This is a genomic window from Pseudomonas sp. yb_2 (genome assembly GCF_043103905.1).
Lineage (GTDB): Bacteria > Pseudomonadota > Gammaproteobacteria > Pseudomonadales > Pseudomonadaceae > Aquipseudomonas > Aquipseudomonas alloputida.
Window position 1 is genome coordinate 146,323 of the sequence record NZ_JBICKH010000052.1, and the last position, 14,607, is coordinate 160,929.

At 55.2% G+C, this 14,607-nt stretch carries 16 protein-coding genes; 15 read left to right on the plus strand and 1 reads right to left on the minus strand.

Going from position 1 to position 14,607, the window contains the following annotated elements:
• The first annotated feature begins 38 nt into the window (after positions 1–38).
• The 10 genes from ACF8FB_RS12620 to arsJ all read left to right on the plus strand — a co-directional run bounded on the left by ACF8FB_RS12620 (position 39) and on the right by arsJ (position 7,971).
• Positions 39–554, plus strand: a complete 516-nt coding sequence (locus ACF8FB_RS12620; RefSeq protein WP_392511407.1) for an arsinothricin resistance N-acetyltransferase ArsN1 family A — start codon at positions 39–41, stop codon at positions 552–554.
• On the plus strand, positions 551–1,912 hold the full coding sequence (locus ACF8FB_RS12625) for an NAD(P)-binding domain-containing protein (protein ID WP_392511408.1): 1,362 nt from the start codon (positions 551–553) through the stop codon (positions 1,910–1,912). Before ACF8FB_RS12620 ends, ACF8FB_RS12625 begins: the two co-directional genes overlap by 4 nt.
• A gap of 195 nt (positions 1,913–2,107) precedes the next feature.
• Positions 2,108–2,521 (plus strand): arsenate reductase ArsC, encoded by a 414-nt coding sequence (locus tag ACF8FB_RS12630; RefSeq protein ID WP_392511409.1) that lies wholly within the window; start codon positions 2,108–2,110, stop codon positions 2,519–2,521.
• Positions 2,522–2,529: 8 nt separating this feature from the next.
• Positions 2,530–2,886, plus strand: coding sequence for a metalloregulator ArsR/SmtB family transcription factor (locus tag ACF8FB_RS12635; protein WP_392511410.1), 357 nt, complete (start codon positions 2,530–2,532; stop codon positions 2,884–2,886).
• A gap of 19 nt (positions 2,887–2,905) precedes the next feature.
• Complete coding sequence (locus ACF8FB_RS12640) at positions 2,906–3,376, plus strand: arsenate reductase ArsC (RefSeq protein WP_392511411.1); 471 nt, start codon at positions 2,906–2,908, stop codon at positions 3,374–3,376.
• Between the two features lie 18 nt (positions 3,377–3,394).
• Positions 3,395–4,456 (plus strand): ACR3 family arsenite efflux transporter, encoded by a 1,062-nt coding sequence (gene arsB, locus ACF8FB_RS12645; RefSeq protein WP_392511412.1) that lies wholly within the window; start codon positions 3,395–3,397, stop codon positions 4,454–4,456.
• A 3-nt stretch (positions 4,457–4,459) separates the two neighbouring features.
• The gene (gene arsH, locus ACF8FB_RS12650) at positions 4,460–5,176 is read left to right on the plus strand and encodes an arsenical resistance protein ArsH (protein WP_392511413.1); all 717 of its coding nucleotides are present in this window, start codon (positions 4,460–4,462) and stop codon (positions 5,174–5,176) included.
• A gap of 12 nt (positions 5,177–5,188) precedes the next feature.
• Positions 5,189–5,692: a cyclin-dependent kinase inhibitor 3 family protein gene (locus tag ACF8FB_RS12655; RefSeq protein ID WP_392511414.1), complete on the plus strand. Its 504-nt coding sequence runs from the start codon at positions 5,189–5,191 to the stop codon at positions 5,690–5,692.
• Between the two features lie 32 nt (positions 5,693–5,724).
• Positions 5,725–6,729 carry an ArsJ-associated glyceraldehyde-3-phosphate dehydrogenase gene (locus ACF8FB_RS12660; protein ID WP_392511415.1) on the plus strand — a complete coding sequence of 335 codons (1,005 nt, stop codon included), beginning with the start codon at positions 5,725–5,727 and terminating at the stop codon, positions 6,727–6,729.
• 9 nt (positions 6,730–6,738) lie between these two features.
• Positions 6,739–7,971 carry an organoarsenical effux MFS transporter ArsJ gene (gene arsJ / locus ACF8FB_RS12665; RefSeq protein WP_392511416.1) on the plus strand — a complete coding sequence of 411 codons (1,233 nt, stop codon included), beginning with the start codon at positions 6,739–6,741 and terminating at the stop codon, positions 7,969–7,971.
• 23 nt (positions 7,972–7,994) lie between these two features.
• Here the strand turns inward: arsJ and ACF8FB_RS12670 are convergent, their stop codons facing one another.
• Complete coding sequence (locus ACF8FB_RS12670) at positions 7,995–9,071, minus strand: ArsO family NAD(P)H-dependent flavin-containing monooxygenase (protein WP_392511417.1); 1,077 nt, start codon at positions 9,069–9,071, stop codon at positions 7,995–7,997.
• 298 nt (positions 9,072–9,369) lie between these two features.
• Between ACF8FB_RS12670 and ACF8FB_RS12675 the strand changes: the two genes are divergently transcribed.
• The 5 genes from ACF8FB_RS12675 (at position 9,370) to ACF8FB_RS12695 (ending at position 14,554) form a co-directional block, all read left to right on the plus strand.
• Positions 9,370–9,633: a hypothetical protein gene (locus ACF8FB_RS12675; protein ID WP_392511418.1), complete on the plus strand. Its 264-nt coding sequence runs from the start codon at positions 9,370–9,372 to the stop codon at positions 9,631–9,633.
• Between the two features lie 598 nt (positions 9,634–10,231).
• Positions 10,232–10,504 (plus strand): DEAD/DEAH box helicase family protein, encoded by a 273-nt coding sequence (locus tag ACF8FB_RS12680; RefSeq protein WP_392511419.1) that lies wholly within the window; start codon positions 10,232–10,234, stop codon positions 10,502–10,504.
• The gene (locus ACF8FB_RS12685; protein ID WP_392511420.1) at positions 10,467–12,752 is read left to right on the plus strand and encodes a helicase C-terminal domain-containing protein; all 2,286 of its coding nucleotides are present in this window, start codon (positions 10,467–10,469) and stop codon (positions 12,750–12,752) included. Before ACF8FB_RS12680 ends, ACF8FB_RS12685 begins: the two co-directional genes overlap by 38 nt.
• A 78-nt stretch (positions 12,753–12,830) precedes the next feature.
• Positions 12,831–13,646, plus strand: a complete 816-nt coding sequence (locus tag ACF8FB_RS12690; RefSeq protein ID WP_392511421.1) for a hypothetical protein — start codon at positions 12,831–12,833, stop codon at positions 13,644–13,646.
• Between the two features lie 122 nt (positions 13,647–13,768).
• The gene (locus ACF8FB_RS12695; RefSeq protein ID WP_392511422.1) at positions 13,769–14,554 is read left to right on the plus strand and encodes a DUF2971 domain-containing protein; all 786 of its coding nucleotides are present in this window, start codon (positions 13,769–13,771) and stop codon (positions 14,552–14,554) included.
• Positions 14,555–14,607: the final 53 nt, after the last annotated feature.

Sequence of the window (14,607 nt, forward strand, 5' to 3'; positions counted from 1 at the left end):
GCAAATTGTTGTCAGTGCCAACCAAAATAAGAGGCCAAATGCATATCCGCCTAGCCCATCTCAGCGATCTTCAAGTCATCGCCGCGATTTACAACGAAGGGATCGAAGACCGCAGCTCCACGTTTGAGACCCAGCCTCGAACCGCTATGGATGTACAGCCCTGGGTTGCCGATATGTCTCGCTTCCCGGTGCTGGTCGTCGAGCTGAACGGCGCAGTAGTGGCATGGGCAAACCTAAGCAGCTACCGGTCGCGCTCCTGCTATGCCGGCATCGCTGATTTCTCGATTTACCTGCGGCGTGATGTCCGTGGGCGTGGCATCGGAAAAGCACTGCTGAACGCATTGTTGAACGAAGCAGAAGCACGGGGCTTCTGGAAAGTCCTTTCCCGCATTTTCACCCTCAACGAAGCGAGCCTCGCGCTCTGCCAGTCCTGCGGTTTCAGAAAGGTCGGCGTCTATGAAAAACACGCATGCCTTGAAGGACGCTGGCTTGATTGCGCCATCGTTGAACGAGTCTTCCCCTCCAACCAACCTGACACAGGAGAACGAGCATGAGCCAATCTGATCTTCCCATCGTAATCATCGGCGCCGGCCCCGTGGGGCTGGCGGCGGCTGCGCACGCACTGGCCCGGGGTATGAACCCACTCATTTTTGAAGCAGGCGCCCAGGCTGGAGAAAGCATCAGCCAATGGGGCCACGTCAGCATGTTCTCGCCGTGGGAATACAACGTAGACAAGGAGGCTGCAAAGTTACTGTCGGCAACGGGCTGGCAAGCGCCTGATTCCGACACGTACCCCACAGGTCGTGAACTGCTGGATCACTACTTGCTCCCGCTAGCTGAGCTACCAGTCATCAAGGAACGACTTCATCTGAACTCTCGCGTCACTGCTGTGACGAAAGTCGGCGCTGATGTGCAGAAAACCAAAGGCCGCGAATCTGCCGCGTTCCTGGTGCGTGTCAAAGGGCCAAAGGGTGAGCAAGACATCCAAGCTCGCGCAGTCATCGATGCCTCGGGCACGTACGAGACCCCAAACTGGATGGGCGCATCCGGCATTCCGGCATTGGGGGAGTTGAACGCCAAAGCGCATATTGCCTACGGGCTTCCCGATGTCAGCGGCAATGCGCGTGATCGTTATCTCGGGCGCCGAGTACTGGTTGTAGGGGGTGGACACTCGGCATTCAACGCTCTTCAGGATCTGGTCCAATTGCCCGGCACCCAGGTTTCGTGGGCTATTCGCGGACACTCGCTAGATAAAATTCTGGGCGGTGGTGCCAATGACAAATTGGCCGAACGCGGCAGCCTGGGTCTGCGAATCCGTGCATTGCTCGAACAGGGAAAGATCTCGCTGCACCAGGACATCGCCATCAGCCAGGTCGACACGACCGAACAGGGGCTGGTCGTGCACAGCAATGGCCAACGACTGTCAGAGGTGAATGAGATCATCGTCGCCACAGGTTTCCGCCCAAATCTGCAGCTTCTGGGCGAGCTACGACTGGCCATCGACCCCGCTACACAGAGCCCTGTTCAGTTGGCCCCGTTGATCGACCCGAATGAGCACAGCTGCGGTACCGTTCGCCCCCATGGTATCGATGAGCTATCTCATCCCGACGCAGGCATCTTTATCGTAGGCATGAAGAGCTACGGTCGTGCTCCGACGTTCCTGATGATCACCGGTTATGAGCAGGTCCGCTCAATCGTGGCCGGGCTCGCGGGCGACTGGGAAGCGGCACGGCGTGTCGAACTCGAACTGCCTGAAACCGGTGTCTGCAGCCTTCAGTTTGAGGAGCAAGATGAAGCTTCAAGCTGCTGCACGCCCAAGCCCGTTACTCAGGCCAGTTGCTGCAGTTCACCGGAGCCTCTGACCAAGCCAGTCCCGAAATCGAGCTGTTGCACTCCAGCAAGCCGCACCTGAGTCCCCCCTCCGCTCCTGCCCCTTCGACCTGCTGGACGTAAATCCTAGCGGGTGAAGCGGGCGGACGAACGCCTCCTACAGATTCGTCATCCGGTATTCCACTGCAGCCAGAAATCCAGCCACCGATCATCAAGTGCTTGCGATACATTCGAAAAAGCGTATATTCGAGAAAACGCATATACAGAGTGCCTAGTGATGACCGGCAAGATCCGCGTCCTGTTTGTTTGTACTGCAAACGCTGCTCGCTCCCAGCTCGCCGAAGCTCTCCTACGGCATACGGACTCCGTGCACTTCGAAGCCTTCAGCGCAGGTACCCAACCTGGCCAAGTCGACCCGCGCACCTATGAGGCCCTCGAATATCTCGATATCGATACCAAGGCTCTACGCAGCAAGTCCATCGACGAGTTCGCAGGGGAACAGTTCGACTACGTGATTACGCTCTGTGACAAGGCAGCCCATGAGTGCCATGCGTTGCCTGCCTTCGACGAGGTACTGTCGTGGAACTTCGAAGACCCTGTCACCAGTGACCATCACGACGCCTTCCGACACACGCTTCACGAGATTCATGAGCGCATCAAGATGTTCGTCCTCGTGAAAACCAAACACTGAGAATCGCTATGACTGACTCGCTTACCCCCACCAAAGTCTTCAAATGCCTCGCCGACGAAAACCGCATTCGGATGATGCTGCTGATCGCTCGCGAGGAAGAACTCTGCGTCTGTGAACTGACCTGCGCGCTGGAAGAAAGCCAGCCCAAGGTTTCCCGCCACCTGGCGCAGCTGCGCACGTGCGACCTGCTGGAAGACCGCCGCCAGGGCCAGTGGGTTTATTACCGGCTGCATCCATCGCTTCCCGCCTGGGTACGTGAGGTCCTGGCAACGACGCTTGAGGCCAACCGCGAATGGCTAAGTACGAGCACCAAACGACTGGACACCATGGGTGATCGCCCACAACGCGTCGCCACCTGCTGCTAAACCTTGCCGAGAAAAACCGATGAAAGTTCTGTTCCTCTGCACCGCCAATAGCTGCCGCAGCATTCTCTCCGAGGCCGTTTTCAACCACCTGGCTCCGGCCGGCATGAAGGCTTACAGCGCCGGCAGCCAGCCAAAGGGTGAGGTACACCCGCTGTCCATCACCGCGCTGCAGCGTGCCGGTATCTCCACCGAAGGCCTCAGTAGCAAGTCCAGTGACGCGCATGCCGAGCTGGCACCGGACTTTGTCATCACCGTCTGCGACAAGGCCGCTGGCGAAGCCTGCCCCGTGTTCTTCGGACCATCAGTGAAAGCGCACTGGGGACTTTCTGACCCTTCGGATTTGCACGGTAGCGCCGCCGAGCTGGACGCGGCGTTCGACAACACGCTTGAGCAGATCAAGCGACGCCTCAAGGCATTCATCGCGCTGCCTTTCGACCAAATGGATGCCGCCCAGCTCAAGGTCGAGCTGGCCCGCATCGGAACGCTCTGACGTTTAGGGAGATCCACCATGAGCAAGAGCCGACTTTCATTCCTAGACCGCTACCTGACGGTCTGGATCTTTCTGGCCATGGGCCTGGGCATAGGGCTGGGCAGCCTGTTCCAGGGGTTGCCAGCGTGGCTGAACAGTCTGTCGGTGGGCTCGACAAACATCCCCATCGCCATTGGCCTCATCGTCATGATGTACCCACCGCTGGCGAAGGTGAAATACGAGGAGTTGCCGCAGGTCTTCAAGGACAAGCGCATCCTTGCCCTGTCGCTGATCCAGAACTGGGTGATCGGCCCGGTCCTGATGTTCGGGCTGGCCGTTGTCTTCCTTTCCGACAAGCCTGAGTACATGACCGGCCTGATCCTCATCGGCCTGGCGCGCTGCATCGCCATGGTGCTGGTGTGGAACCAGATCGCTGGTGGCAACAACCAGTACGTGGCCGGTCTGGTCGCCTTCAACAGCATTTTCCAGATCCTGTTCTTCAGTGTGTACGCCTGGATCTTCCTGGGCCTGCTGCCGCCACTGTTTGGCCTTGAGGGTAGCGTCATCGAGACCAGCTTCCTCGAAATCGCCCAATCGGTACTGATCTATTTGGGTATCCCGTTCCTGGCCGGTTTCCTGACCCGCAAGATCATAATCAGCAGCAAGGGCGAGACCTGGTATCAGGAGCGATTCATTCCGAAGATCAGCCCGCTGACCCTCGTAGCGTTGCTGCTGACCATCGTCGCCATGTTCAGCCTGAAAGGCGACATGGTGCTGCAACTGCCGCTAGATGTGCTGCGCATCGCTATCCCGCTGACCATCTACTTCGTGGTGATGTTCTTCATCAGCTTCTGGATGGGCAAGCTGCTGGAAGCTGACTATCCACGTACCACTGCGCTGGCGTTCACCGCAGCGAGCAACAACTTCGAACTGGCCATTGCCGTGGCCATCGCCACCTTCGGTCTTGCCTCGCCGGTCGCGTTTGCCACCGTCATCGGGCCCTTGGTGGAAGTGCCGGTACTTATCTCCCTGGTGGGCGTGGCCATGTGGCTCAAGCGCCGCTGGTTCGATCAGCCATCTGGCGCCTTGTCTCAGGAGTAAATCATGGCCGAACACCACATCCCAAATATCGACAACGATCTGGTCGACCTGCCGACAGAAGACAAACTGGCAGTCGAGCAAAAGTCCACCCACAAGCCTCGCATCCTACTGCTGTACGGATCGACCCGCGAACGCTCGTTCAGCCGCCTGCTGACGGAAGAAGCGGCGCGCCTGCTGGAGCACTTCGGTGCCGAGACGCGCATCTTCAATCCGACCGGGCTGCCACTGGCGGATGACGTGCCTGATGACCACCCCATGGTCAAGGAACTGCGCGATCTGGTGCTGTGGTCCGAAGGCATGGTCTGGTGCTCGCCGGAACGCCACGGTGCAATGACCGGTGTGTTCAAGTCGCAGATCGACTGGATTCCACTGAGCATGGGCGCCGTGCGCCCGACCCAAGGCAAAACCCTTGCGGTGATGCAGGTCTGCGGTGGCTCGCAGTCGTTCAACGTGGTCAACCAGCTGCGCGTCCTCGGTCGCTGGATGCGCATGTTCACCATCCCTAACCAGTCGTCCGTGCCGAAGGCCTATCTGGAATTCGACGAGGCGGGCCGCATGAAGCCCTCTTCGTACTACGACCGTGTCGTCGACGTGATGGAGGAGCTAGTGAAGTTCACCCTGCTGCTTCGTGATCGCTCCGACTACCTGGTCGATCGCTACTCCGAACGTAAAGAGTCGGCTGAAGAATTATCCAAGCGTGTCAATCAACGATCCATTTGAGGCTTTGTGAGCATGCAATTGCACCCGTATTCCGTGTTGGCTAACTCCGAACTGGTCGGCCAGCTGATCTTCACTCCGTGCCCAGGTACCAAGGAGACATCGGTATCTCAGGCTCTGGCAACGTTGCACGAAGCCGGCGCGAGCGTGCTGGTAACGCTGATGCCGAGTGAAGAACTGCTGCAGAACGAGATCGATCTGCTTCCCGAGGAGTGCCAACTGCTCGGCCTCGAATGGTTCCACCTGCCAGTCGAGGACGACGAAGCACCCGGTGAGCCGTTTGCTGCTGCCTGGGAAACTCACCGGGAACGCCTGAAAGAGCTGGTGAAGACCGGTGAGACGATCGCCATTCACTGCAAGGGCGGCTCTGGACGCACCGGCTTGTTTGCGGCCCGCCTGATGATCGAGTGCGGCATTCCTGTGCAGGAAGCTGTTGCCCAGGTCCAGGCCCTGCGCCCACGTGCGATTCAGAACCCTGCACACGTTGAGTACATCAACCAGTTCAGCGACACCCTCTGACCTTTCGCTAATCGCGATTCGAGAACAAGAACATGGCTATCAAAGTAGGTATCAATGGGTTTGGTCGTATTGGTCGCTTGGCGCTTCGCGCGTCCTGGGACTGGCCGGAATTTGAGTTTGTACAGATCAATGACCCGGCCGGTGACGCCGAGACCCATGCCCATCTGATCAACTTCGACTCGATCCACGGACGCTGGCACCGTGAAGCCCGCGCAGAAGGCGATGCGGTAGTGATCGAGGGCAAGTGCATCAAGGTCACCGCGAACAAGACCATCGCGGACACCGACTGGTCGGGCTGCGACCTGGTCATCGAGGCCAGCGGCAAGATGAAGTCGGTAACCGTGCTCCAGGCCTACCTGGATCAGGGCGTCAAACGTGTGGTCGTCTGCGCCCCAGTGAAGGAGAAAGGCGCACTGAACGTGGTAATGGGCGTCAACCAGCACCTGTTCGACCCGGCGCAGCACCGTATCGTCACCGCCGCCTCCTGCACCACCAACTGCCTGGCCCCGGTGGTCAAGGTGATCCACGAGAACCTGGGCATCCGTCACGGCTCGATCACCACCATTCACGACCTCACCAATACCCAGAGCATCCTCGATACACCGCACAAGGACTTGCGTCGTGCCCGTGCCTCAGGCATGAGCCTGATCCCGACCACCACGGGCTCGGCTACTGCAATCGCCGAGATCTTCCCCGAGCTGCGCGGCAAGCTGAATGGTCACGCCGTGCGTGTACCGCTGGCCAATGCCTCCCTGACCGATTGCGTGTTCGAGGTGGAACGTGAGACGACGGCTGAAGAGGTCAACGCGCTGCTGAAAGCCGCTGCCGAAGGGCCGCTGAAGGACATCCTGGGCTACGAAGAACGCCCTCTGGTGTCCATCGACTACCGCACCGATCCGCGGTCCTCGATCATCGATGCGTTGTCGACCATGGTAGTCAGCGGCACCCAGGTGAAGATCTACGCCTGGTACGACAACGAATGGGGCTACGCCAACCGTGCTGCGGAACTGGCACGCCTGGTCGGCATGGCGGAGTAAACGGCGATCATGAAGGCGTTGTCAGCCCTGTCTGCGGAAGTGCGTCAGTACCTGCTGGTTACCGGCAATTACTGGGCCTTCACCCTCACCGACGGCGCATTGCGCATGTTGGTGGTACTGCACTTCCATTCGCTGGGCTACACGCCGCTGCAGATTGCGGCGCTGTTCCTGTTCTACGAAGTGTTCGGCGTGATCACCAACCTGGTGGGCGGCTACCTCGGCGCCCGCCTGGGACTAAACCGCACCATGAACATCGGCCTTGGTATGCAGGTCGTTGCCCTGCTGATGCTCACGGTACCAGCAGCCTCGCTGACGGTGCCGTGGGTGATGGCCGCCCAGGCGCTCTCCGGCATCGCCAAGGACCTGAACAAGATGAGCGCCAAGAGCTCCATCAAGCTCCTAGTGCCGGACAGCCAGCAAGGCACTCTCTACAAATGGGTGGCCATCCTGACGGGCTCGAAAAACGCGCTCAAAGGCGTGGGTTTCTTCCTCGGAGGAGCACTGCTTGTGCTGCTCGGTTTCACCCAGGCGGTACTGGCCATGGCGGCGGTGCTGGCCCTGATCTGGATCGGCAGTATGATCCTGCTGAAAAAAGACTTGGGCAAAGCCAAGGCCAAGCCGAAGTTCCGCGACATGCTGTCCAAGAGCCGGGCAATCAACATCCTCTCCGCCGCACGGCTTTTTTTGTTTGGTGCCCGGGACGTCTGGTTCGTCGTGGCGTTGCCGGTGTACCTGAGCTCTGCGTTTGGCTGGGATTTCTGGCTGGTCGGAGGCTTCTTGGCCGCGTGGGTAATCGGCTACGGCATTGTCCAGTCGTTTGCCCCCCATATCACCGGCAAGAGCCGTGGTCATCTACCCGATGGCCGAGCAGCCTTCATTTGGGCAATCGCCTTGGCCGGGCTGCCTGCGCTCATTGCCGTGGGCCTGTCGGCGGGCTGGTCGGCGCAGGTAGTCTTGCTCGGTGGGTTGATGCTGTTCGGCGTGCTGTTCGCGGTGAACTCATCGCTGCACAGCTACCTCATCGTCAGTTATGCCAAGGAAGACGGCGTCTCACTGGATGTGGGCTTTTACTACATGTCCAACGCCCTGGGTCGCTTGGTCGGCACACTGCTGTCAGGTTGGGTGTTTCAGGCCTATGGGCTGGAGGCTTGTTTGTGGGTCTCCAGCATCTTCGTATTGGCCGCCGCACTCATCTCGATTGCGCTTCCCAGGCACAGTGAAATGGCACAGCAGACGCACTGATTCGCGAGAAAAAGCGGAGGCCATCAGGCCTCCGCTCTCACCACAAATTGCTCAATTTCTGCTGCGGTACTTCGGGCCGTGCGGGTCACTCCGATCAAGGTCGCCGAGGCAGAGCCTGTCCACTCGCCATAGCCCACCAACCACAGTCTGGGCTCACTCACAGATCGCGTCCCTTCGACTTCTACACGTCCTTGCTCAGTAACAACCCCAAGGCTGGCGAGGTGTCCCAAGGCGGGTTTGAACCCGGTACACCAGATCACCGCATCGACTGCGGTCTCCGAGCCGTCTGCCCAGACCACACCGTCAGGGGTGAAACGAGCGAAGGGTCTAACCGCGTGCAGAACGTCTCGCTCACGCGCCTCCACCACAGGCGGGACCATCACCACGTCGCCCAAACCGCCGACCGGCTGCTCAATGACACGCCCCTCCGTCTGCGCTTTCCAGCGCTCCGTAGCCCGCTCGAAGAGCACTCGGCCATCTACATCATCGGGTAGGAAGAGAGGATCAGTGGGGGTTACCCAGGTCGCATCCGCTACTTTGGAAACCTCTGCGAGAATCTGCGCGCCGGAGTTGCCGCCGCCAACGACCAGCACGCGCTTGCCAGAGAAGGCCTGAGGTTCAACGTAGTTAGCCGAATGCAGCTGTTGGCCACGGAACAGCTCAGCGCCGGGGTAGGCAGGTATGTTCGGATTGCTCCAAGTGCCTGTGGCACTGACCACTGCTTTGGCATCCCAATGGCCAGACTCGGAATGGACACGTAACGCGCCGGCAACGCGCTCAACTGAGGTAACACGCACCGGCCGTTCGATCGGAAACTGATAGCGCCCCTCATACAGGGTGAGGTAGTCGATGACATGCTCGCGAGACGGATAGCCATCCTGGACAGGTGGCATCATCCACCCGGGAATGGAGCTCCACGTGGCCGGCGAGAACAGCCGCAGGGAATTCCAGCCGTGTCGCCAAGCTCCGCCCGCTGCTTCCTCGGCATCGAGCATGATGAACGAAAGCTCCGTGCGGCGAAGGAAGTAGGCGGTTGCCAAAGCCGCTTGCCCCCCGCCAATGATGACTACATCCCACACCCGCTCTCCATAAGCCGTCATTCAACCCCCCTTCGAAACAGTGATGAAGCACATCATTTCAGAAAGCGAAGCTGAATTATAACCAAAGCCATACCCAGCTCAGGCGCACTAAGTGGCACTGATCGCAACCGATTGATCAAGCCGAATGCAATTGGGTGGTCGAGTCGAATGCAAACAGATGGTCAAATGACCGCAACTACCCTCCGGCCCTCCTCCCGCATGTAGGTGGCCAGCTCGCGTAAATCGGCAGCGCTCAACGCGCCTTGCCGGCAGGGCAAGATAGTTTGTAGCCTACGGGTTCCCTCAACGGAGAAACCTGATGTCCTCCAGCAACGAAAGCAACACCCCTGACAAGAAAGACGACTCGCTCCCGATGCCTGAGTTGACGGTGATCAACCCCAACTTCTCTTTTGACTCCAAGGAGCGGGATGTCGCGGCAGCCCTCAAACGTCTTCCAAAACTACGCTCTGACCTGCACGCTGACCTCGTTCGACTGATCGATGAGGGCAAATCGGTCGATGAGGCAGTGCGGATCATCAAGCGCAAGATCGATAGCGAACCCAAAGGGCCAGGCGAGGATTGATACACACAGCCCCGCATGACTGCTCCTGTGGGGCTACGCGGAGCCAGCTCGCCTAAAACGGTCCTCGGATTTCTTCCGGGTAGGGCTTCAGAGTCAACATCCGCGCATTGATACGCTAGTGGCTGATCAGGAGAACCAAAATTGTTGCGGCCGGGCCATCACGCGCTCAAACGAGCGATCACCTATGTCATTGCCAAGCCTGCGGAATCGCTGCATTCGACTTTTTGGAAAAGTGGGAGAGTGGCTTGGGAGTGACTTGCACCCTCCACCCCCGCGATCTACATAGCTTCCATCCGCTCAGCATCCGAAATGATCCAGCCATGTTAGCCCATCCATGACAATGCTGGCCGCTTGCATCGCCTGACATAAGGCGGTTTTCTGAATCCCGCCCTCGCATTGAGGCATTGAGCGCTCAGCCCCTGCTGACTATTGACAATGCCGTCACTGAGAGCAATACAAGCAAAAAGCTAGCAATGGCCATGTGCCACTCGAAATGATAGCTTGACGCTGCTATTAGGCAGGGACGTCTATTGAGGCTGAAGGCGACCGTGCTTTACATCAACCGTGCAGGCAGCGCACATGGAGCAGGAATTGTCAGATGGTCGACTTCAATTCAAAGCTTTTGAATATCTCACAAGAGAGCAAAATTGACCCGCTCGAGCTTTATGAAACGTTGGACAGAGCTAGCGACAAAGGTCCTCTGAGAGAGGCACAGCAAGAAGTTCTTACCGAATGGCACACAAACCATCGCACTCAACGAGACACAATTGTTAAGCTGCATACTGGCCAAGGCAAAACATTAATAGGACTGCTGATGCTGCAGTCTTTGATAAATGAAAAAAAAAGGCCCCGCACTCTACATATGCCCTGACAACTTACTTATAAGCCAGACAAAAGAGCAAGCGAAGTTATTCGGCATTAAAGTATGCGATGACTCCGACGACATACCTGACGAATTTACAAGCGGCGAAAAAATTTACGTCACATCTGTCCAAAAGCTTTTCAATGGCGTCACAAAATTCTCACTTGGAGCTAGATCCCTCAAAGTTGAATCCATCTTAATGGATGATGCCCATGCCTGCGCCGATAGAATTCGAAGTGCATGCTCTCTTAAAATACCTCAAGACGAGCACGCTTACAGCGAGTTGTTATCTTTATTCGCTCATCATTTAACAAGACAGGGGGAAGGGACTTTTGCAGACATCGAAAACAAGAGGTACGGCTCATACCTTCCCGTTCCATATTGGGCATGGTTAGACAACATTGAAGAAATCGCAAGAATACTGTCTCGGCACCAGGATAAAAAAAGTATTCGATATACTTGGCCACTTATTAAAGACCGACTAAATCAGTGCCAGTGTATAATTTCCGGCTCCAGCATTGAAATTGAGCCATATATCGCACCACTCGAAATGTTTGGATCCTACTGGAAGGCCAACCACCGAATTTTCATGTCGGCCACAGTTACTGATGACGCTTTTCTTGTTAAGGGTTTAAGGCTCACTCCAGGGACAATTACATCACCGCTAACCTATGCCAAAGAAAAATGGTCTGGGGAAAAAATGGTCCTTATCCCGTCCCTCATGGACGAGTCTTTGGATAGAGAGACTCTGGTGAAGTATTTTGGCAATGCCTGGCCCAAGACAGACTTTGGCCGAGTTGCTTTAGTCAACAGCTTTAATAACAGTAGAGACTGGAGTAGCTACGGGGCATTAATTGCGGATGCGGAAAGCATCCAGTTACGATTGGCTGAGCTCAAAAATAAGAATTATGAGAAAGCCTTGGTGCTAGTCAATAGGTACGATGGAATCGACCTACCAGATAATGACTGTCGGATCTTGATTTTTGACGGGAAGCCGTACTCCCAAAACCTTGTTGATTTGTACGAAGAAGATTGTCGCCCAGATGCTGAGGCCACAATGATGCGAGCGGTACGATCTGTCGAGCAGGGTCTCGGTAGATGTGTACGGGGGGAAAAAGATTACGCTGCCGCAGTCCTAACTGGACCCGAGCTAATACGACTCATCCGAGATAAAAACTCTAGAAAATACCTCTCGTCTCAGGTAGCTACGCAACTAGAAATCGGCATCGAAATTTCGATGATGGCTCGAGAGGATGTCAGCGCTTCAGACCCTCGAAAAGCATTTATTGGAATGCTCAGTCAAAGTTTACAAAGAGATAGCGGCTGGAAAAATTATTACATTCAACGAATGCAGTCAGTAAAAGAACGCGGCGCAAACCAGCTGCTGCTCAAAATCTATAAAGACGAGCTGGACGCGGAGATCCTCTACCAGCAAGGTAAACATACCGAAGCCGTTGCTGCCATCCAAGCGATCGTTGACTCCAATAATTTGGGACAGGAAGACCGGGGCTGGTATCTCCAGCTCATGGCTCGGTATAGCTATTTGCATCAGCGTGAGCAATCGAACAAGTACCAAGTCGTCGCTCACCGTTCAAATCCTTTATTACTTGCACCGATATCTGGAGTCTCATTCAGCAAGCTCACAACGTCAAGCCAAGGCAGGCTGGAGCGCATTAAGTCCTGGACTGCCAATTTTGGCTCCTACGAGCAATTAAACCTGCACCTAACAGAAATTTTGGACACATTAAGCTTTGGTAAGAAAGCAGACAAATTCGAAGATGCGCTAGACAAACTCAGCTTTGCATTAGGCTTCAAAGGTGAGCGCCCCGACAAGATTTGGAAAGAAGGTCCCGACAACCTTTGGGCAATTAACGATACTGATTATTTGCTATGGGAGTGCAAGAACGATGCACTTCCTAACAAAGCGAAAATCGACAAGCGCGAATCAGAACAAATGAACAGATCTTGCGCCTGGTTCACTAAGCATTATAACGGCGGCAAGTCCCTGAACATCATAATCCACCCAAGCAACAACCTTGAGAGTGCAGGTGCATTTCTAAATGAAGTGGTAGTCCTGAAAGAAAAACCGCTGAATAAACTCAAGGCCCAGATCTCTAACTTCTTTAAAACTTTTGAGCACCAGGACTTTAAAGACCTGTCTGAACGGCAAATTAATGACAACTTAAATGCCTATGGCCTTACCGCCACAAAAATCATTGAAGACTTTACCGTAGCTGTACGGGACCATAAAGACTAAGCAGACAGCGTCAGCTAGGGCTACAGTTTAAGTAGCCCTAGCTTCTCGCACAAATTTGTATTTTCGAGTACTGGCAACATGGATATCCATAAGCATTTCAAGACACTGTGGTGGCTAGCCTTGCTAGCGCTAATCGGCTACTACTTATTCAGCCGGCTAGACAAACTCCAATCAGGGACTCCCTCATGGTTCGACGCCCTTGCTTTCGTGGTCTGGGTAGCACTGAGTATCGGGCCTTTTTACTCTGAAATTGAGCTACCAGGAGTAAAACTCAAAAAAGAAGTAACACAATTAAAAGAAAACATGTCAGCAGAGATTGCGTCTATTAAATCGTCCATACAGCAAAGCAACGATCTACGCCAGATAACCAATATTGGATTCCCTTTGACCCCCGCACCAGATTCTAAGCTACACGATATAGGTGAAGCGGTTAAACGGGCGGTATCTGAATACATGTCAGAATCTGGAGAACCCCCTAAGAAAAATCCAACCGAAAAGCATTCTCGCGACAACGAAGACATCCCCGCTGATGCTAAAACCCTGTTCGCTGGCAGATATGCACTGGAAAGTCGAATCAGGGAAATTTACAGACCGTATGCTCAGAACATTACAAATCGCAAAGAACCGATAACCCGAATCATTCGAGAATTGGCCGGACTTGGAATATTGCCCCAAGAGCTCGTATCACCAATAATGGAAATATATGCAATATGCTCCGCAGCCATACACGGCGAAGATACGACACCAGCAAAGGTCAGCTTCGTGCAAGAAACCATACCTGAACTAACAACCGCTCTAGACGCCATATCTGCCAACTTAGAGCTAAAGCCATACTGGTCATCCCCTAAAATACGAGCAGGAATTGATGCAACCGCACTAAACTGCGCACCTTAGCACTGCACCACTAACATACAAACTTGACAAAATCAAAGCCGCCAACCTGAATTATCAGGTCAATCAGAGCAAAAGCAGGTTAGTAGTGAGATGTTGTTCGAAATTTTCGAGGAGACAGACCGATGATTCTTTATAAATACTACGATGCACGCGGCGGTCGCGAGGCGTTGAAAAGCCGCAGGCTGGGATTTCGTACCCCTTCGAACTTCAATGATCCTTTTGAACTGACCGCTCTATCCAACGGTGATGGGCCGCTATCGAAGATGCACACCTTGCGCGATCAGATTGAGCAATTGAAGAACCAGATTGTGATCCTCAGCTTGACCCGTAGCCCGTTTAATCCCCTGATGTGGGCTCACTATGGCAAAGAACATACCGGCGTGGTCATCGCCTATGACGTTAGCGGTCAGTTCCTGAATTCGCAGGAGTACAACCTAATCCCTGCGGATACGGGAGACGTCATTTACACGCACACAAAATCGCCATTCAAAATGACACCCGAAACCATGGATACACTGCAGCGCGTCTACCAGCAAGGCTTTGGAGCACCGGCTACCCAGACCTACGGGCAGCAAGCACTGGCTCGGCGTTTGTTCCTGACAAAGCATGCCAGTTGGGTTTACGAGGAAGAAGTACGCGTCGTAAAGATCGCGGACAACCTGCTCGAGGAAAACGAGGATTTTCTAGGAGACCCACTTCGTGCTTACGTTTCAGGTAAAGGCTTGCCCCTTGGCTTGCACTTGTATCGGCAAGAAGTTCCCATCGAGGCCGTTTACTTAGGTGCAAAAAATTCGTTAGCCAGCGACCCTGTTGCACGTCTTGAACTCCAAATTCTTAACTGCCCGGTTCATCAGCTCGAAGTCGATGACTCCTCATGGGACCTTGCTCCAAAGCAGTTATTTTTTTGAGGCGTTCGTAATCCTCGAAGCTACTGCGACTAAGTGGGTTGTACGCGGGGAAC